The organism is Kingella negevensis, from assembly GCF_030177895.1.
GTDB lineage: Bacteria > Pseudomonadota > Gammaproteobacteria > Burkholderiales > Neisseriaceae > Kingella_C > Kingella_C negevensis.
In genome coordinates this window covers 172,828-191,722 of the sequence record NZ_CP123448.1, presented here as the reverse complement: position 1 = coordinate 191,722, position 18,895 = coordinate 172,828, and the positions used below count along the sequence as shown (strand labels likewise).

General features: G+C 44.3%; 26 protein-coding genes and 1 pseudogene. 7 read left to right on the top strand and 20 right to left on the bottom strand.

Translation table 11 applies throughout. The annotated features are described in order from the left end of the window. The first annotated feature begins 63 nt into the window (after window positions 1–63). On the top strand, window positions 64–573 hold the full coding sequence (locus tag QEO93_RS01025) for an FxsA family protein (RefSeq protein WP_032137452.1): 510 nt from the start codon (window positions 64–66) through the stop codon (window positions 571–573). A gap of 44 nt (window positions 574–617) precedes the next feature. Here the strand turns inward: QEO93_RS01025 and QEO93_RS01020 are convergent, their stop codons facing one another. From QEO93_RS01020 to QEO93_RS00925, 20 genes and pseudogenes are all read right to left on the bottom strand, one after another. Further along, window positions 618–1,184, bottom strand: coding sequence for a hypothetical protein (locus QEO93_RS01020; protein WP_032137453.1), 567 nt, complete (start codon window positions 1,182–1,184; stop codon window positions 618–620). Between the two features lie 105 nt (window positions 1,185–1,289). Beyond that, window positions 1,290–1,904, bottom strand: a complete 615-nt coding sequence (locus tag QEO93_RS01015; RefSeq protein WP_032137454.1) for an FmdE family protein — start codon at window positions 1,902–1,904, stop codon at window positions 1,290–1,292. 47 nt (window positions 1,905–1,951) lie between these two features. Beyond that, the gene (locus QEO93_RS01010; protein ID WP_032137455.1) at window positions 1,952–2,611 is read right to left on the bottom strand and encodes a hypothetical protein; all 660 of its coding nucleotides are present in this window, start codon (window positions 2,609–2,611) and stop codon (window positions 1,952–1,954) included. A 137-nt stretch (window positions 2,612–2,748) separates the two neighbouring features. Beyond that, a pseudogene (locus QEO93_RS01005) lies at window positions 2,749–3,093 on the bottom strand (transposase); the annotation flags it as partial. 225 nt (window positions 3,094–3,318) lie between these two features. Continuing rightward, window positions 3,319–4,566, bottom strand: a complete 1,248-nt coding sequence (locus QEO93_RS01000) for a multifunctional CCA addition/repair protein (RefSeq protein ID WP_032137456.1) — start codon at window positions 4,564–4,566, stop codon at window positions 3,319–3,321. 71 nt (window positions 4,567–4,637) lie between these two features. Further along, complete coding sequence (locus QEO93_RS00995; protein ID WP_179184647.1) at window positions 4,638–4,976, bottom strand: hypothetical protein; 339 nt, start codon at window positions 4,974–4,976, stop codon at window positions 4,638–4,640. A 165-nt stretch (window positions 4,977–5,141) separates the two neighbouring features. Then, window positions 5,142–5,585, bottom strand: coding sequence for a transcription antitermination factor NusB (gene nusB / locus QEO93_RS00990; RefSeq protein WP_032137458.1), 444 nt, complete (start codon window positions 5,583–5,585; stop codon window positions 5,142–5,144). Window positions 5,586–5,618: 33 nt separating this feature from the next. Beyond that, complete coding sequence (gene ribH / locus QEO93_RS00985) at window positions 5,619–6,077, bottom strand: 6,7-dimethyl-8-ribityllumazine synthase (RefSeq protein WP_032137459.1); 459 nt, start codon at window positions 6,075–6,077, stop codon at window positions 5,619–5,621. 28 nt (window positions 6,078–6,105) lie between these two features. After that, on the bottom strand, window positions 6,106–6,432 hold the full coding sequence (locus QEO93_RS00980) for a DUF2185 domain-containing protein (RefSeq protein ID WP_032137460.1): 327 nt from the start codon (window positions 6,430–6,432) through the stop codon (window positions 6,106–6,108). Between the two features lie 36 nt (window positions 6,433–6,468). Next, window positions 6,469–6,960: a 2-amino-4-hydroxy-6-hydroxymethyldihydropteridine diphosphokinase gene (folK, locus tag QEO93_RS00975; protein WP_032137461.1), complete on the bottom strand. Its 492-nt coding sequence runs from the start codon at window positions 6,958–6,960 to the stop codon at window positions 6,469–6,471. Next, window positions 6,957–7,493, bottom strand: coding sequence for a hypothetical protein (locus tag QEO93_RS00970; protein ID WP_052368766.1), 537 nt, complete (start codon window positions 7,491–7,493; stop codon window positions 6,957–6,959). Before QEO93_RS00970 ends, folK begins: the two co-directional genes overlap by 4 nt. A 28-nt stretch (window positions 7,494–7,521) precedes the next feature. Beyond that, window positions 7,522–8,184, bottom strand: coding sequence for a hypothetical protein (locus QEO93_RS00965; protein WP_032137462.1), 663 nt, complete (start codon window positions 8,182–8,184; stop codon window positions 7,522–7,524). A 26-nt stretch (window positions 8,185–8,210) separates the two neighbouring features. Further along, window positions 8,211–8,657: an SsrA-binding protein SmpB gene (gene smpB, locus QEO93_RS00960; protein WP_032137463.1), complete on the bottom strand. Its 447-nt coding sequence runs from the start codon at window positions 8,655–8,657 to the stop codon at window positions 8,211–8,213. 117 nt (window positions 8,658–8,774) lie between these two features. Continuing rightward, the gene (locus tag QEO93_RS00955) at window positions 8,775–9,191 is read right to left on the bottom strand and encodes a type IV pilin protein (protein WP_052368767.1); all 417 of its coding nucleotides are present in this window, start codon (window positions 9,189–9,191) and stop codon (window positions 8,775–8,777) included. A 14-nt stretch (window positions 9,192–9,205) separates the two neighbouring features. Further along, a complete protein-coding gene (locus tag QEO93_RS00950) occupies window positions 9,206–9,799 on the bottom strand; it encodes a pilus assembly PilX family protein (RefSeq protein ID WP_032137464.1) in 594 nt (197 codons plus the stop codon). A gap of 8 nt (window positions 9,800–9,807) precedes the next feature. After that, window positions 9,808–10,857: a PilW family protein gene (locus tag QEO93_RS00945; protein WP_032137465.1), complete on the bottom strand. Its 1,050-nt coding sequence runs from the start codon at window positions 10,855–10,857 to the stop codon at window positions 9,808–9,810. Between the two features lie 18 nt (window positions 10,858–10,875). After that, window positions 10,876–11,472 carry a type IV pilus modification protein PilV gene (gene pilV / locus QEO93_RS00940; protein WP_032137466.1) on the bottom strand — a complete coding sequence of 199 codons (597 nt, stop codon included), beginning with the start codon at window positions 11,470–11,472 and terminating at the stop codon, window positions 10,876–10,878. 24 nt (window positions 11,473–11,496) lie between these two features. Next, on the bottom strand, window positions 11,497–12,228 hold the full coding sequence (locus QEO93_RS00935) for a GspH/FimT family pseudopilin (RefSeq protein ID WP_032137467.1): 732 nt from the start codon (window positions 12,226–12,228) through the stop codon (window positions 11,497–11,499). A 29-nt stretch (window positions 12,229–12,257) separates the two neighbouring features. Then, window positions 12,258–13,667: a replicative DNA helicase gene (gene dnaB, locus QEO93_RS00930; RefSeq protein WP_032137468.1), complete on the bottom strand. Its 1,410-nt coding sequence runs from the start codon at window positions 13,665–13,667 to the stop codon at window positions 12,258–12,260. 90 nt (window positions 13,668–13,757) lie between these two features. Continuing rightward, window positions 13,758–14,288 carry an inorganic diphosphatase gene (locus tag QEO93_RS00925; RefSeq protein WP_032137469.1) on the bottom strand — a complete coding sequence of 177 codons (531 nt, stop codon included), beginning with the start codon at window positions 14,286–14,288 and terminating at the stop codon, window positions 13,758–13,760. A 148-nt stretch (window positions 14,289–14,436) separates the two neighbouring features. On the opposite strand from QEO93_RS00925, the gene QEO93_RS00920 reads away from it, so the two are divergent. The 6 genes from QEO93_RS00920 to QEO93_RS00895 all read left to right on the top strand — a co-directional run bounded on the left by QEO93_RS00920 (window position 14,437) and on the right by QEO93_RS00895 (window position 18,605). Next, complete coding sequence (locus QEO93_RS00920) at window positions 14,437–15,387, top strand: energy transducer TonB (protein ID WP_032137470.1); 951 nt, start codon at window positions 14,437–14,439, stop codon at window positions 15,385–15,387. Window positions 15,388–15,438: 51 nt separating this feature from the next. Beyond that, window positions 15,439–16,110, top strand: a complete 672-nt coding sequence (locus QEO93_RS00915; protein ID WP_032137471.1) for a MotA/TolQ/ExbB proton channel family protein — start codon at window positions 15,439–15,441, stop codon at window positions 16,108–16,110. Between the two features lie 3 nt (window positions 16,111–16,113). Then, the gene (locus QEO93_RS00910) at window positions 16,114–16,554 is read left to right on the top strand and encodes an ExbD/TolR family protein (protein WP_032137472.1); all 441 of its coding nucleotides are present in this window, start codon (window positions 16,114–16,116) and stop codon (window positions 16,552–16,554) included. Between the two features lie 190 nt (window positions 16,555–16,744). Next, complete coding sequence (gene tsaE, locus QEO93_RS00905; RefSeq protein WP_032137487.1) at window positions 16,745–17,221, top strand: tRNA (adenosine(37)-N6)-threonylcarbamoyltransferase complex ATPase subunit type 1 TsaE; 477 nt, start codon at window positions 16,745–16,747, stop codon at window positions 17,219–17,221. Beyond that, window positions 17,188–18,327 (top strand): N-acetylmuramoyl-L-alanine amidase, encoded by a 1,140-nt coding sequence (locus QEO93_RS00900; protein WP_179184646.1) that lies wholly within the window; start codon window positions 17,188–17,190, stop codon window positions 18,325–18,327. The genes tsaE and QEO93_RS00900 overlap by 34 nt, the downstream gene beginning before the upstream one ends. A 113-nt stretch (window positions 18,328–18,440) precedes the next feature. Beyond that, window positions 18,441–18,605, top strand: coding sequence for a hypothetical protein (locus QEO93_RS00895; RefSeq protein WP_167331714.1), 165 nt, complete (start codon window positions 18,441–18,443; stop codon window positions 18,603–18,605). The last annotated feature ends 290 nt before the right edge of the window (window positions 18,606–18,895 follow it).

Below are 18,895 nucleotides of genomic sequence, written 5' to 3'. Positions count from 1 at the left end.
TTTACGCGTTATCTGCCCTATTTTTACATTACTAATTTTTCAACCACTCAAGGATTACGCACCATGCAATATTTGGGCATTACCCTGTTGTTCTTCATTTTTTTAGAGATTTTTTCGATTGCTTTTGTGAGTAAAGCGATTGGCGGATTGGCGGCGTTTGGGCTGATTATTTTGTTTTTTATGCTGGGTTCGTTCATCATGCAACGCAGCGCGGGTTTGAGCAAATTGATGATGGCTGGCGGTTTATTTAAAAGTGGCGGACGCTTGTCGTTTTACCAAATGCTGTATCCTGTTCGCATTCCATTTGCGGCGTTTTTGCTGATGATGCCAGGATTTTTCTCAGATTTGATTGCACTGATTTTGTTGCTGCCGTTTGGTAGCGCAAGCAGCGATGATAACGCCAGCACCACGCAGCAATCAGGGCAATTTGGCAGTTTTCAATACCAAACTTATCGCAGTACATCTCATGCCAATGATGATGTGATTGAGGGTGAATTTACCGTGAAAAATGGTAAAACGCAGCCTGAAAAACGCTCGGTTTCTGATGACAATATTATTGAACACAAACCTTAATAAAAAAACCGATGTTTCTTTTGAAACATCGGTTTTTTGTGCGATTAACTGGCGCGCATAATATTGTAAACACCTGACAAATCATACACTTTATAACGCGCAGGCTCTTTACGATTGCTGCCTGCATAGCTCAACGTAACGCCCAATCGTTTCGATTTATCAACCCAGCCGATGAACATGCCACTGTGTTCAATATTGTTGTAACTATAATTCACGTGGTAAATCCAATCGCCCGCACGCAATTCATTTGGATTGACAAATTCCCCTTTAATATTGCCTTTAAACGTGGTTACACGAGCATTGCGAGGCACACCAGCGCGCGTCCAAGCAGCGTCCAAATAATCCCAGCAGCCCCCTTTCACAATCGCACGTTCTGTCAGCGACATTTGACGTGTGGTCGCCAAAACATCGCGCACTTTTCCTGAGCTGCTTTGCTCCGCTCTCAAAATCACACTCAATAAATCGTAATCTTGATAAGTGGTTGCCGAATTGCTTTGGCGAATGGATTGATTAGAACGAGTAACAGCAGGTTCTGTTTGTGTGCGTGCTGTGGAACAAGCAGGCAATGTCAATAACACAGCTAAACTAACTATTATTTTTTTTAGTTTCATTTAATTCCTTTCAGGCAGCCTGAAAAAACAAGGCTTTGATGTGTTAATAAAATAAAAAAAGCAGCCTGAAAATTATAGCCAAAATTTTCAGGCTGCCAAACTATTTTAAAGTAACTTCACTAAAACCAATTCAGGATTGTCCCAATTATCCAACAAAATGGCTTTTACTCGCGCTTGCCACAGTTCGCCAAAACGCGCCAATTGTTCCGCTGTCGCTTGACCGCTCACTGCCAATGGCATGATTTCACGCATTTCTGGCGCAAACGGCACAATCTTGCCGTTAAACGAAACCGCCACGCTCGCGCCTATGTCTTTGCGACGCAACACCAATTCTTCTGCAATATCCGCATCAAACGCCAGCAAATCGCGTCGTGAAAAACGACCATGTGCGCCAATGCCTGCAAAACCTGTTCCTGCTGCCGCGCCTGTGAGCAATTGCGCAACCGTTGCGGTTACACCTACCGTGCCTTCTGCACGTCCGCCACGCATCGCCACTTCAATATTGCCGCGTTCTGGCGTTGCGTTTGGATACAAGGCTTGCAGACCTTTCACAACCATCACATACGCGCCTGCAACGGTTGGACAAGAATGTCCGCACAATTTCACAGCATCGATGTAGCTGTATTCCAGCACGCCATCGGGTGTCGCGCCCAAAAATTGCGCCAATGGGTCGCGTAGTTGAATGGCTGGGACTTGAGATAAAAATGGCAGTAAGTTCATGACAGTTTCCTTTTGGATTGAGAAAATATTTTTCAGGCTGCAATGTATCAGCAATGACCGACCACGCAATACCGCGATGGCAACACAAATCGGCTATGCGCTGGGTTGCCTTTTGGAAAATCTACAGAATCTGGCAAATAGAAAACGCCGAGGTGTCCGCCATACATGGATTCAGGAAACTTCACATTTTCCAGCAACGACAAAGTGTTACGCAATGGTCTATCTTTTTCGTCTGCGTTAATGATGCCAAAAAAGCAATCGGCTTCGTTGTTTGACAAACTATACGCTTGGTGGGTTTTCGCTAGATACGCAATGCCATCTTCCCCTTGAGGCAGTTCATCTTCACCCAAAATAAGGTCTTTCAGGCTGCCTTGAGGCTCTTGCCACGTAACCGATTCATTGCGCGGATTGAATACCACCCTACCATCGGTATGAACTTCAAGCGTTGCTTTTGGGTTTGATGAAGATTGGTCATGCACAATTTTTGGCAGCGTATAACTATTGCCACGTGCGCAAACAGGAGATTCCTCGCTTGTATTCAGCACAGGAATATCATTTGGCAAACCTAATATTTCTTGACGACTGCCACCCGTTAGCCATACCGCCGCAAATTTTGTATTTTTAGTGCGACCTACCTGCCAAAGCGTTGGGTAACGGCTATTAAACACCAGCACCACAGGCAAATCGGGCGAATGGATATACGCCAACGCACCGTAAGTTATCCCGCCACTTTTGTGGTCGTTTTTTCAACTGAAACGAAACGCGTATGCCATCGCCTAGATTAGATGCAGCCTGAAAACGCCAATGCTCATCGTTTGTATGGTTATCTATTTCAAGATTTACACAAAGTATCCTGTTTGGTATTTTCAACAACGATAGTATAAACCTTGCCATGCCGTTTTAAAATGCCAAAAACAGCGACTTTACCAGCCGCACCGCGACCGCGTTTACCCTTACGTTGTCCACCAAAATAGCTTTCATCCAGCTCAACAGAACCATCAAAAACTTCATCTGCTTGAAGCTCCAAATGATAAGCGATAACTTGGCGGATTTTGCGGTAAAACAAGGCTGCCGAATTGGAGTTAATCTCCAACAAATTAGCAGCTGAACGAGCGGTAACTTCGAGTACAAAAAATTCAAGTAATTTCTTTTGTACTTTTTTGCTTAGTTTACAGTTTGTTATCTTCATTTTTGTAGGGTAACATAACTGCTAATCTAAGACAGCCCCTTGATTTAAGTCAAATAGAAAGCAGCCTGAAAGTTTCAAGCTGCTTTTTTCTTTAACTTTATTTACACCATACTTGCTCAATACTTTAAATATAATTATTAACTGATTATTTTTAAAAAATATTTTTATTTATTTATATAACCTGCCATAGGTGCAAGAATGAACTTATCTTTTTTCTGTATCAAATCAATCATTGTGTTCATTCTCTCGCAGCCTGAAATTTTCTTGAACAGACGCCATCGCGCACGCACGCGCCTTATCAATCTGCTCACTAATCTCTTTCGGTTTATCCGCAAACGCACGCGCAATTGCTGCCGTGTCCACACTTTGCGCTGCCGCTAACACTGCCAACCAATGTTCACGCTGCGGATACGACGCGTCTTGCCAACCCAAACGCCCTTGCTGGTCTGCCATGCACACATTTAACACAGCCTGAAAACGCTCAGGGCGGCGAAATGCGTCCATTTCTTTCAGCACTTTCAACACCTTTTTCGCATCTTTAATCGCGCCAACTTGGTGCAAACGAATGTGAAATTTGCACACCAATTCCGCTAATTCCGCGCAGTTTTTTGGCACTTTCCAACGCGCATTCACGGCACGGACACCGTCCACACCACGCATATCATGCCCAATGTGTTTTGGCAAAATATCCTTTGGCGTGAGTGCCTTACCCACATCGTGCAACAAAGCCGCGTATCTTTCAGGCAGCCTGAAAGTCAAATCCGCCGTGCGTTGCAACACCAAAAGCGTGTGTTCGCCCGAACAAATTTCAGGGTGATAATCCGCCCGTTGCGGCACACCAAACAGCGCATCGACTTCAGGCAACAGCACGCGCAACGCGCCACATTCGCGCAAAATTTCAATCATTTGGCGCGGCTGCTTTTCCATTAAACCTTTGGCAAATTCCTGCCAAACGCGTTCCGCCACCAGCGCGTTCACTTCGCCATTCACCACCATTTCGCGCATTAATGCCATGGTTTCAGGCGCAACCGCAAAACCGTATCGCGCGGCGAATCGGGCAATCCGCAAAATCCGCACAGGGTCTTCCGCAAACGCTGGCGAAACGTGGCGCAAAATTTGGTCGCGCAAATCCGCTTTTCCGCCGAATGGGTCGATGATGTTGCCGTGTTCGTCTTCTGCCATCGCGTTTATCGTTAAATCACGGCGCAACAAATCTTGTTCCAGCGTAACCGATTCATCTGCATGAAACGCGAAACCTGCGTAGCCTTTGCCCGTTTTGCACTCGGTTCGTGCCAGCGCATATTCTTCGTGCGTTTGTGGGTGCAGAAACACGGGAAAATCTTTGCCCACAGCCTGAAAGCCTTGTTGCAGCAGCGTTTCGGCATTCGCGCCAACGACTACCCAATCGCGGTCTTTCACGTTTAAACCCAGTAATTTATCGCGTACTGCGCCGCCGACTAAGTAAATTTGCATGGTGTTTTCCTGTATAAAAATTGCCCCACGTTTTTCAGGCAGCCTGAAACATGGGGCTTTTTTGTTTGTGTTTATTGTGGCGGTAGTCTGCGCGAGCGTTTGGCTGGCACTAAATCGCTTCGTGCGAGCAACATCAGGCAGCCTGTAAAAATCATGCCGAGCGCAAACACGGGCGAAGTGGGGTAATCGTAGTTGTTCACAATATAAATCGCGCCGCCGATATAAGCCAGCAAGGGCGCAGATACGATGGATTGTTTGTTGATACCGTCAAAAATCAGCACCAACGCGCCCACCGCCATTAGCGTAAACGCCACAATATCTGCCGTACTCGGAAATAAATTCACGCTATTGAGAAACCACAGCGTACCTACAATAATCAAAAACAGGGGCATCATTAAAGGCTGTTTCATAATTTCCTTTCAAGCAGCCTGAAACGCTTATAAAGTCCCCACCTTTGGCATTTTTCTGCGCCATGTGCTGCTCGCAAGCTCAACCTACTTCATGTACGTAGTCGCTTGCTGCGCTGCTATGGCTTTGAAAAATACTCAAATCTGGGGCTTTATAAACGTTTCAGATTACTTACGTTTCGGGTCATCAGGACGCAATTCTGCCACTAATTTATCCAAAATGCCGTTAATAAATTTATGGCTTTCATTGCCGCCAAATGTTTTCGTCACTTCAATCGCTTCATTGATGATAACGGGATAAGGCGTTTGTGGCATTTCTTTCAACTCGTGCGTTGCCATCAGCAAAACGGCACGTTCCACAGGGTTAATCGTGTTTTCATCGCGGTCTAAATGCAAGCGAATCATGTGCATGTATTCGCGCTGATTGTTGTACGCGCCAAAAAATAGTTGGGTAAACAATTCCGCATCGGCGTTTTTGAAATCGCCGTGTTCACGAATATTATTGGCGATTTCAGGCGCAGGTGTTTTGTTCAAAGCGGCTTGATACAAGGCTTGCACCGCAAATTCACGCGAACGACGGCGTGGGGTTTTAGAGGTTTTACGTTCAGTCATCTTATGTTTCCAATTTTTCAGGCAGCCTGAAAATTATTCTTCTGCCAAAGCGTTCAATAAATTTGCCATTTCAACGGCTACAATCGCGGCATCAGTAGCTTTTTCAACCACGCGCACTTGCGCTTGTTCATCGTTTTCAGTCGTCAAAATCGCGTTGGCAACAGGGATATTGAAGTCCAAACCCACGCGCGTAACGCCTGAGCCTGATTCGTTTGACACCAGTTCAAAGTGGTAAGTTTCGCCGCGAATCACTGCACCAAATGCCAACAGCGCGTCAAATTGTTCGCTCGCTGCCATGTTTTGCAACACCAAAGGCACTTCCAATGCGCCTGGTACAGTTGCCAATGTGATGTCTTCGTCTGCCACGCCCAATTCAATCAGTTTTTTACGTGCCACTTCTACCATTGCGCTGCCGATTTCGTTGGTAAAACGGGCTTGCACGATACCGATTTTCAAATTTTTGCCGTCTAAATTCGGTTGGATTATTTTCATCGTTGATTCCTTAAGTTTTCAGGCTGCCCTATTCCTGTGGCTGCCAATCTGTTACGTTTACATAATCCTGCGCATCGTCGTCCCATTCCCACGCGCCTTGTTTTTCTGCCAGCAATGACTTGATTTCAGGACATATTTCCAATGCTTCGTTCAAGGGGATGGTAATGAAATTGTCAGGATTATTCACAAAATCATCATCTTCCGCACCGCTAAACAATCGCCAGCCGCTATCCTGTTCAAACGCGGCTGCTTCACGATACATGAAACCGACCATGTTGTTTTCATCGCTAACTTGGCGGCTGACCACGGCATAATTCAGCGCAGCAGACAGGGCTTGTGCAAAGGGATTATTCATAGGTACTCCAATTCAAAGGCGCGATTATACGCGATTTCAGGCAGCCTGAAAAAGTTGTATACCGTCTGCACTCAAAGTTTCAGCAATTTGCTGCGCTGTGCCGTGCTGCCCTATTGGATAATCAGGGGCGATTTCGGCAAGCGGTTTCATCACAAAACTGCGCTGATGGGCGCGTGGGTGCGGCAGTTGCAAAATATCGGTGTCGCGCGTTTCATGGTTGAAATCCACGATGTCTAAATCCAAGGTGCGCGGTGCATTGCGAAAACTTCGTTCACGCCCAAATTGCTGCTCGATTTTGTGCAACACAGTTAGCAGAATTTCGGCGGTGCAATCGTCTGACACTTGCGCGATGGCGACTGCGTTGATGAAATCGGGTTGGGCTGCATAACCGACTGGCGCGGTGCAATACAGCGATGACGTTTTCAGGCTGCAAATTTCAGGCTGCGTAGATAAAACGACGATTGCTTGACGGACTTGTTCGGCTGGGTTTTGCAAGTTACTGCCCAACGCAATAATGGCTGTTTTCATGTTTCAGGCTGCCTATTTGGTTTTGAAAAACTGGGTTTGTTTGTCGCGCTGAAAAAATACCAGCCCAGTAGTACGAAAAATGAAATCCCGAATTTGCCTGTTACGAAACTGAAAACGTAAATCACGGCATACACACCAGCCCAAATCCAGTTCTCTTTGGCTAATTTTTCTTCGCCCAATGCTTTCCATTTGAGCGCGTGTAAAACTGCGCCAAATGCTGTGCCTAGCAAAAGCGACCAGTTCGCGGCGGCGTTGGGATTCCACAATGGTGGCAAATCCATGTATTCGTCATCATCGGCAGTTTCTTCGCTTAATGGGGCGATTTTGGGTCTGTTTATGGGTGTCGCAGCCTGAAAAAATTCGGGATATTCGCTTTTCAGTTTGGCGTTGTAACGCTGGCGCACATCGGGAACGAGCAACCATTCTTGCACGGCTTTAATCGCGTTGGCGTTTTGTGCGTTGTTTAACACAGCCTGAATGGTGGCTGGGCTGGCGTTATGCGGCAATTGTAGGATTTGGTATAGATTTATCATGCAGCTCTCCTTTCAGGCTGCGTTTGGGTCATCCAAAACTAAGCAATAATGTGCTAACAATCGTGGCCAATACAGCAAACACGATAATGCCTAAAATCAATAGGAACACGGCGAGCCACCAACTGCGTTTGTCGTAATCATTGTCAAATTCGTTGCTGAAAAATTCTGTTTGCTTTTTGCCTAGCGTTTGATACCACGCGATGACTAAGCCGATTTGAATACCTAAACCAACGTTCAAGCCTATCAAGGCAATCACGAACAAAACGGCAATGCTCGCGCCTGCCCAAATCCAGTTCTGCTTGGCTAAATCGTCTTCGCCTAATGCTTGCCAGTTTTTCGCGTGAATGATTGCGCCAAACGCAACATTGCTAAAAATCGACCACCACATAGCAGCTTTGGGATTCCACAATGGTGGCAAATCCATGTATTCGTCATCATCGGCAGTTTCTTCGCTTAATGGGGCGATTTTGGGTTTGGCTACGGGTTCGGCAGCCTGAAAAAATTCGGGAAATTCGCTTTGCAATTTGGCGTTGTAACGCTGGCGCACATCGGGAACGAGCAACCATTCTTGCACGGCTTTGGCGGTTTTCGCATCAATCGCGTTGGCAGATTGTGCGTTTTCTAACGCAGCCTGAATCGTGGCTGGGCTGGCGTTTGGCGATAGTTTTAAGATTTGGTATAAGTTAATCATTTGAGTTTCCTCTTTTCAGGCTGCGTTTAGCGAGTATGTTTCATTAAGCGTTGTTTCTCGCGTTTCCAATCGGCTTCTTTGCTGGATTCGCGTTTGTCGTGCAATTTTTTACCTTTGGCAAGCCCAATTTCTGCTTTGATTCGTCCGCGTTGAAAGTGTAAGTTGAGCGGCACAATGGTGTAGCCTGAGCGTTCGGTTTTGCCGATGAGTTTGTTAATTTCGCGTTGATTTAGCAGCAATTTTCTTGGGCGAACTGGGTCTGGTTTAACGTGTGTAGATGCAGTTGGCAGAGCGGTGATGTGGCAGCCGACTAGGTAGAACGCGTCTCGTTTCCAGTAGATGTAGCTTTCTTTGAGTTGTATGCGCCCTGCGCGAATGGCTTTTACTTCCCAGCCTTCTAAAACTAAGCCTGCTTCTATTTGCTCTTCTATGAAATAGTCGTGAAAGGCTTTGCGGTTGTTTGCTATAGACATTTGTTATCCTATTCTTTATCTTGTTTGACTAATTTTAACAGAATTATTGAATTATGAATGGTTTGGTGAAAATAAAAATGCAGCCTGAAAGTTGTTTTCAGGCTGCATTTTAAACAATTAAATCACTTCACAATTGCTTGGCTGATTAGTTTTTGCGGCACCTGTTAAGTTTTTACACTTATAAGTTGTGCCGCTATTATCCATCCAAATCCCATATTTATAAGTAGGCTGTTTAGGTGATGCTTGTAAAAACAATTTGCTACCATCAACAGTTCGAGTAAGTGTGTAATATTGATTGGTAATATTATTGATTGAGTCCTGCGCAGCATTACCAATATCAAGCTCACGTGGATTAGTGAGCTTTTGAGCTTCAATTTCTTGCTTAATTGTCAATAACTGCTGCTTCGCTTCTGCCAAACGCGTTTTTTCTACATATGACTGATATTGAGGCATAGCAACTGCTGCCAAAATCCCAATGATGATGATTACAACCATCAACTCAACCAATGACATACCTAATTGTTTTTGCTTCATATTTTATACTCTTATCATGGAAGATATAATTCAATATAACTTTGCAAAGTTACCAATGTATCTTTATTGTTACCTTGTGCTCGTGATGTAATACGGAAATAATCTTTTGCCTCACCTGTTTTCGCATCAGTTATTTTATTGCCTAAGTATTCAATAATATAACGGACTTTACCATTCTCAGCAGTAAAACATTTCTTGTTAGCTTCACATACTTTATCCAATACAGTTTCACCTAATGAGCATGCTTGCTCTGGATTCTTCGCACAACGTTCCCAGGCTGAATTTTTGGTCTTCACAACGACTAGTTTAAACTGATTAGTACCGTTTAAATTACTTACATTTTCTAAGGCAGGTAAGCAATAACCACCATCACAGTTTACTGTAAAATTTGTTACAGAACCTGAATTCTTACTTAGTTTATAAATATTTTCTTCGCCTGCACGCAAACCTTTTTCAGCGAGAGAAACTGCTAATTTTCTATCTGCTTCGTTAGTACTTGCACGCATTTCTGTGGTTGCTGATTGTGTGGTTACCATTACCAATAAAGCAATAACCAACATTAATATCAGCACCATAAATAAAGAAAAGCCTTGATTTTTATTTTTCATATTTATCCTTAACTAGAGAATATCCCTGCACATGAATTACCACTACGAATTGTAGCATTAATAATATAATCAATATCTGTTGTGCTATCTGGATAATTATATTTCAAATTCAATCGCACAATAGTAGGCAATGCTTTTTTATTAAGTTGATTACTAAAGACAAAATGTTCTTTATTAAGAGTAGTTGTTAAATCATTTCCACATCCTTCAACATATCCGAAAGTTGGTGTGAGCGATTGAACATTCTGTGCTAACAATTGAGGACCTTGCCAGTTACCTGAAGCATCTAAATCATATCGAAGTAGACTGCTCACACCGTTTACCCTGCCGACTACATATGCAGCACCATAGTATTTACTCACAATCAATTCTGCTGAAATGCCATTACTATCACTACTTCCCAAAGCATTTGCTTGCTTAGATGCAAATGTAATCGAATTACTGTTAGACCCCGTAGGCTTAGCCGTTACAGCAGCTAGACAACTACTCACTACTAAATCACCCTTTTGCGTAACAGTTTGTTGCAAATCTGGGTCATTGCTATAGTTACCTACCTTGATAGTATTTAAAGTATAGTTATTTGATGAGTCACGTGAAATACTATCCACCACTTCAGCTGAACCTTTACCATAGATAAATGCAATTGCCTTACCTTTAAAAGTAATATTAGTTAGATTGAAACCAGCCTGTTGCGCTTGTTGCTGAGAAATTAATCGCACGCCATATCCATCATTTTTGGTAGTGTCTAATTCTAATTGTCGAGTTGCCCCATTCTCTATACGAGGAAAATTACTTGTTCCTGAACTCCTAGTACTATTAGTACTATAGCAGCCAAATGAACCTGTATTTCGTGCATCACGTGTAACTAAAGAAGCTGCATTTCGCAAATTTTGTTGAACGTCTAACCTTCTTTGTGCATTACTATTTAATTGACGTGTAATAACGTATGTGCCACCTGCTGCTGTAATCACAATCATCGACAAGGCACTAGCAACCAAAAACTCAACCAGCGTGAAACCAGCATTTCGTTTACTTTTTAGCATAAGATTTCGTTTCATTATTTTTATTCTTTCTCATTAGTTAGCGACTTGTAACATATACACGTGTGCGGTGGTATTACCACCTTTGCCAGAACCATTTGCTCCTTCCATCAGCCACGCCACTTTGATTACCGTGCTTGGACCACCGTTCTTATCGCATTTACCATCCATCTTTCCGCTATCATCTACTGTTGGCATATCCGGACTTTCCTTGTCCGCGCAAATGATATAACTAATTGATGTTATATTAGGTGCTTGTGAACTCAAAATATACTTAAATTCTTCAATTTGGTTTTGAGCTAATGCTTCCTTAGTAATTTTTGTTCCAAATGCTAACACTGCAGGTTTCGGCTCTTTATTAATTTGGATAGATTTTACAGCTGATTGCGTATACTTAGAATAATTACGCTGATAATTTTGATCTTTTTTAGTAATGGTCGAATTAATCTGCATACCTTCTGCTAACGACTCAGCTGCTTGAGAAATAATACTTCTATTTTCTGCTTCAGAAATGCTAGCCACAGAACGAATCTGTGCGGCCATCAATGCCAATACACCAAACGTTAGCAAGAAAACAGAAATCATTACTTCAATAATTGTAGAACCGCGAACGGATTTTTTTGAAAAATACATTTTAAAATCTCTTGAAAGTTTAAATTACGATTTAACTGCACGAGAGCATACTTCAGCCATATCACCTGTAGATTTATCCTTGCTTTGTGTTGTTCTACTAGCTGTTGCAACAGGATTACAAGAAGTTGCAGAACCACTTGGAGTAACAATCACAAAACGAGAAGGTGCATTAGCACGTGCCGAGTCTGAAATTAGAAATCGTACATAATTAGAGCCTAATGTACTACTTGTAGATAAAGCAGAATATGAAGAAACTGCTGAACCTGGTGTTCTAAAACCAAACATGCCATTTGGCATAAAAATAAACTCATTTCCTGGTGTTACATTACAGTTATTTTGGTTAAACGGGCAAGCGTCAATTTTAAATGAAACTGTTTGTTTGCTTAAGTTGCCATTAATAGAAATTGTTCTTAAAGCAACGTCTGTATTAGCTTCATAAGTCCCATTCTTATTTTTATCCGCAAAAGCCATCATGCCGCTACCATTAGTCATCGCGGTAGCATTACACGCGCCTGTTGGGCGCCCATCGCTTCGTACATTTACACCGCAAATAATAACCGGTGTATTCATACGAATCGACTCACCCTTAGCAAATCGAAATAAATTAGCGATTTGTTCCGCACGATTAATCACTCGCGTATTCGCAACAAATTTACTCATACTTGGCAGTGCAATGGCAGCCATAATTGCCATAATTGCCACAGTTACCATCAGTTCCAATAGCGTAAAACCATGTATTTTTCGATGTTTTAACATATTCAATGCCACTCATTTATTATTAAATTTTAATCAGAATCTGCCACATTTTCTGGGATATAAGCAGCATTTTCAAATTTTGTAAATTGCCCCATAAAAGTGAGAAACACACGACCCGTCGGGCCATTACGGTGCTTCCCGATAATACATTCCGCCAATCCTTTAAATTGACTTTGTTCTTTTGTGTAATACTCATCGCGGAACATGAACATAATCAAATCTGCGTCCTGCTCAATCGCACCCGATTCACGCAAATCCGACATCATCGGGCGCTTATCCGTGCGCTGTTCCACCGTACGCGACAACTGTGACAACGCAATCACAGGCACTTGCAATTCTTTCGCCAACGCCTTAAGAGAACGAGAAATCTCACCCAATTCAGAAGCACGGTTATCACTGCGACCCGAACCTGACATCAACTGCAAATAGTCAATTACAATCAAGCCCAACTTACCATCAAATCGGCGAGCCAATCGACGAGCGCGAGCACGCAATTCCAATGCGGTTAAACCAGGAGTTTCATCAACAAACACAGGTGCATCAGATAATTTCGCCACTGCTTCATTCAAGCGTTCCCAGTGCTCATCTTGCAAATTACCATTTTTCAGAACGCTTTGGTCAAGCCGCCCAACAGAACTCAGCATACGCATTACCAACTGAGCAGCACCCATTTCCATGGAAAACACCGCAACAGGTAATTTATCGTTAATTGCAATATTTTCTGCGATATTGATAGAAAATGCTGTTTTACCCATTGACGGACGACCTGCCACAATAATCAAATCGCCAGCCTGCAAACCAGAAGTCATCTTATCTAAATCGATAAAACCTGTTGAAACACCCGTTACCGCACTAGGATTATCACGTTGATACAAAGCATCAATACGCTCAATATTTTGCCTCAACAAATCAGGCATTTCCAAGAAACCTTGTTTTGATTTTTCAGTGCTTTCTGCAATTTGGAAAACCTTGCTTTCCGCTTCATCAAGCAACTGCTCCGCCGTTCTGCCTTGCGGATTAAAGGCACTTCTAGCAATTTCTGTTCCAACCTCTGCTAATTGGCGCACCACCGAGCGTTCACGCACAATTTCTGCATAACGGCGAATATTGGCTGCAGACGGGGTCGTCTGCGCCAATGTAACCAAATAATCAAAACCACCTGCTTGCTCTAATTGTTCATGAAGCTTCAATTCATCCTGCACGGTAATCACATCGGCAGGACGGCTTTCGTTGATTAAGTTAGAAATTGCACGAAAAACAAGGCGGTGTTCGTGTCGATAAAAGTCTGTTTCTACAACCAAATCTGCCACTTTATCCCACGCGGCATTCTCCAGCATCAAACCGCCCAACAATGATTGCTCGGCTTCGATTGAATGCGGTGGTAAATTCAGGCTGCGAACTTCGCTGTCATCGCTTTGAGAGGGGTTAAAATTATCCATGGCTTCCACTTTGTTTTAATAACTAACATTTTACGGCACTAACAAGATTTTCAGGCTGCCTGAATATTCTAGCAGCCTGAAAACGCACGATTATTGGTTTTTCCAACGTGCTTGTGATTCACGAATTACTTCTTTTGCCTCTTCCACATCGCCCCAGTGTTCCACTTTAGTTGTACTAGGTTTTTTCAAATCTTTATAGTGATTGAAGTGGAATTCAATTTGTTTAATCAACTGCTCTGGCAAATCAGCCAAAGTTTTAATCGCATTGCCTGTATCGCGGTCATCAGCAGGAACAACCACTACTTTATCGTCCACTTCGCCATCGTCCACAAATTTCATCACGCCAATCACGCGCGCTTCCATGTAGATACCTGTTGGCAACGGTTGCTTAGTGATAATCAACGCGTCCAATTCATCGCCATCTTCGTCCAAAGTTTGTGGAATGAAGCCGTAGTTTGTTGGTTTTGCGAACACTTGTGGCTCAACGCGGTCTAATTTCATCACGGCGTTTTTTCTGTCCCATTCGATTTTGTGCGTGCTGCCTTCTGGGATTTCTACCACTACGTTGATGATGCCACCATCTACGTCGCCAGCGTCTAAAATTTGATTAAAGTCTGCCATTTGTTTCTCCTGTAAAACAAGGTTAAATGAAACGGCGATTATAGCGAAATGCAGCCTGAAAGCATAGTTTTATCTTTTCAGGCTGCGTGCGTAGTAAAACCACAAATCATTTGCCAAACAAGAATGGTTTGCATTATGATTATATGTTATGAAAACTAAACCTTTACTCAAAACCGCCGTTGTTGCCGTTGTGGCTTTAGCGCATGCTGGTTTAATCGCTTTATCGTGGCAAGCTGCCAAAACAGCCGATATTATCGAGTCTGGCACGCTAACCATGGTGGACTTAGGTTCACTAGGCGATAGTGGCGAACCAGCAGCCGAAAGCGCACCTGCACAATCTGCGCCTCCGCCCCCTCCTCCACCTGTTCAGCAAAAGCAGCCTGAAGTCGTGAAGCCAAAAAAAATCACGCCGCCAGAGCCACCTAAACCTGTTGAGCAGCCAAAAGTTCAAGCTGTGGTTCGCAATGACAAGCCTGCGGATACTCTGCAGCCTGAAAAGGTTGAACCGCCCAAACCCAAACCCGTTGAGCCGCCTAAACCTGTAGAACAACCTAAGCCTGCTGAGAAACCGAAACCTGTTACTGAGCCTGTCAAACCAAGCAAAGTAACCGCACCTGAAAACACAAACACCAGCAGCACAGGTTCAAACACGTCTGCCAACTCAAATAACTCAATCAATTCAGGCAGCGGCAGCAGTAACAGCAAAAATGTGAATACTGCTGGCTCTGGCACGGGTGGAACGGGTGGCAAAGGCAGCGAAGGCAACGCAAGCGGTAAAGGCAATGCAGGCACTGGCACAGGCATGAACGCGAATCACAGCGTCGTTGATGGCGGTGCGAAACGCATGACACCCCCAGCCTACCCTCCTCGCGCATTGGAAAACAATGAAGAAGGCACGGTTAAACTAGAAATCGTGGTTTCGCCAGACAAAAGCGTGAAGAGCGTGAACGTGGTCAAATCTAGCGGTAGCACCGCGCTGGATAACGCCGCTAAAGCAGCCGTTCGTCGCGCAAGCTACACGCCGAAAAAAGTAAACGGCGATTTTGTGCCAACGCGTTTCACGATTAGCATTGAATTTAACATTGCTGACGCGGAATAATTTTTCAGGCAGCGTGAAAACTGCTTTAACTTTATCAATGAAAGTAAACACATGAATTTAGGATTAGTATTTAAAAGTGGCGACCCAGTTTTGATTGGCGTTTTTCTTTGTTTGATTGCCATGAGCATCGCCACATGGACAATTATCTTGTTACGCAGCCTGAAACAAATCAGCACCAAAAAAGCCAATCGTACGGCCAAACAAGCCATTTGGTCTTCAGCCGATTTAGAAGCTGCCGAGCAACAAGCCAAACAAATTGAGGCGCCCATCAGCGAATTGTTTTTGGACGGCTTAAACGCCAATCGCCGTTTCAATGCCACACAGCAAGACATGCTTTCTGCTAGCTTGCCACGCAACGCCTATTTAGAACGCGAATTGCGCCACAGCACAGGCAAAATCTTGAGCCAATTTGACGGTGGCATGATTGTGTTGGCAACTGTGGGTTCAACTGCACCGTTTATCGGTTTGTTGGGAACGGTTTGGGGGATTTACCACGCCTTGATTAACATCAGCAAAAGCGGTCAAATGAGCATTGCCGAAGTATCAGGTCCAATCGGCGAAGCATTGGTAGCGACTGCGGTGGGTCTGTTTGTGGCGATTCCAGCCGTGTTGGCATACAACTTCTTTATGCGTAGCAACAAAAAATTGTCGCGCACCATTCACAACTTCGCGCATGATTTGCACGTTCAGTTAATCAACGGTAAACAAGCAGATAAGGAATAAGCCATGTCTTTTGGTTCTTTTAACGATGACGGCGACGATTCGCCAATGAGCGAAATCAACGTAACGCCTTTAGTAGATGTGATGTTGGTGTTGCTGATTGTGTTCATGATTACCATGCCTGTGCTGACGCATTCTGTACCTTTGAATTTGCCAATTGCGAACAAGCAAGGACAAGCTGACACCAAGAAAAATGTGAAGCCCATGCAAATCTCTGTGAATATTTCAGGACAATACGTTGTAGGTGCAAATTCAACCACACCAGTTGATTTAGATGCGCTTCGCAAAGAATTTGAAGCCATAGCCAAACAAGACCCTGATACGATTATCGCAATTGCTGCTGATAAGAACGTGGCTTATGAACACGTTGCCAACGTTCTCAATTCAGCACGAGAAGCAGGATTAAGCAAAGTATCTTTTGATATGGAAGCAAAATCAGGAAAATAAAGTTTTCAGGCTGCCGAATGAATATTCAGGCAGCCTGAAAACTTTATGGCAGGTCGGATTCTTGAATCCGACATTTTTCAGGCTGCAATATAGCAGCGCAATGCCACATTGCAGCCTGAAAACAAATCTTAACAATCTCCGTCCCATAACCTATAATACCCACCCCAAAATTTTCCGCAGCAAAATCATCATGCCATACACCCAATTTCTCGCAGACGAAACCGCCACCATTCAATTCGGCAGACAATGCGCCGCCCTATTCCGCGCCCCCGCCATCGTTTACCTAAACGGTGATTTAGGCGCAGGCAAAACCACCTTCACACGCGGCTTACTGCGCGGCATGGGACACACAGGCACAGTCAAAAGCCCCACCTACGCCATTGTAGAAAGCTACACGCTGCCTGAAATCACCATCAACCATTTCGATTTATACCGTTTCTCCACCGCCGAAGAATGGGAAGACGCAGGTTTAGACGACCTCACCCCCAACAGCCTCTGCCTAATCGAATGGGCGCAACAAGGCAGCGATTACGTCCCAGCCCCCGATTACATCATCGAATTTACCCACCAAGACAACGGGCGACAATGCATCATTCACGCCCAAACCCCAAACGCCCAAAAGGAACTTGCACAATGGCAAACAACATACTCAACCGCCGCAAACTAATTACCCTAGCAGCAGGTTCACTGTTTGCCAAAGCCGCCGTTTCCGCCACCAAAAAGCAGCCTGAAAACAGCGTTGTCTCCAACAAAATCACCGCAGATAACAATCGCGCCAAAATCATCATTGAAACCGAGCAACGCCCCAGCTATCAGCACTTCACCAACAGCAAACCCGCGCAACTCGTGATTGATTTAAACAACGTCAAAAATAATAACGCGCTCAAATCACTCAGCAAGAACATTCAGGCTGCCAAAAGCTGGATTAACAACGTGCGAATTGGTCAAAAAGACGAAAACACCCTACGCATCGTGTTCGACTTAAAACGCCCCGTAAAAGTCAAAGCAAGCAGCCTGAAAAATCAATTGCAGCTTGAACTTACCGCCGCCAACCAAGCCAACACCAGCGCAAAACCCGCCAACACCAGCAAAGCCCGTCGCCCCATCATTATGATTGACGCAGGACATGGCGGCAAAGACCCAGGCACAACAGGCGCAGCAGGCAGCAAAGAAAAAACCATCGTTCTCGCCACCGCGCAAGAACTCAAACGCCAATTAGAAAGCAAAGGTTACGCCGTCCACATGACACGCATTGCTGACAACTTCGTGCCGCTCACCACGCGCCGCCAACATGCCCACAGCGTAAACGCCGACATCTTCCTTTCTATCCACGCCAACGCGTCCGATGTCAGCAACTTACGCGGCGCAGATGTTTTCGTGTGGGGTCGCGCCAACAGCGAACGCGCGCGCAAACTCGCCCAATCCGAAAACGGCGCGGACTTAGTGGCAGGCTTGCCCAGCGTTGGCAATAAAGATGTGGACGCGATTTTGACCGACATGATGCAAGCGCAAACCAACGCCGATAGCACACGTCTTGGCAACTTAATCTTGCGCCACATTTCACGCACCGCGAAAGTGCGCAAAAGCACGGTGGAAACAGGCGATTTTGTTGTATTGCGCTCGATTGACGTGCCGTCTGCGCTGATTGAACTCGGTTTCTTGTCAAACCGCGAAGAAGAGAAGCAGCTCAATTCCGCAGAGTTTCGCCGCAAATTAGCTGTGGCTATTGCCAACGCCGTGCAGCAATATTTGAAAGCGAATAATCGGGGTTAGTTTTCAGGCTGCCTGAAATATTGAAAAATATTTCACGGTTCAAAAAATCTTGCTAACATCAAAACTTCTCTAACCCAACAGGAGCCATTCCATGAAGAAATTTCTTATCAGCCATGATGTTTATTGGCGCGTTTGGTGGACTGAGTCAGTCAGCAATGGCATGTAATCCAATCGACCCAAATTATAATGCTTGTGTTTATCACAATATTATTTTGCCGCAACAACAGCAAAATAATGGTTATAACAATAGTGGTTACAATCGTCCTGCAATGAACTAAAAACGGCAAACCCTTTTTCTTCCAAAAAAAACTATCAATCTACTGATGGTTTTTATGATTCAAAAGGCAATCGACAAAGCTATGTTTTTGGCGGCGCACAGAACGACGCAATCAACGCCTGCAATGACATTTATTTAGGTTTGTATAAACCATGCAAATTGAGTGTAGAAGGCACTAGTTTCCATATAAGATAGTTTTTTAATATTCAGGCAGCCTGAAAAAATAATTTAACCCATTTTAACAAAATGGTGCTACAATCATTTGACCTGTTTCAATTCCGAAACAGGTCA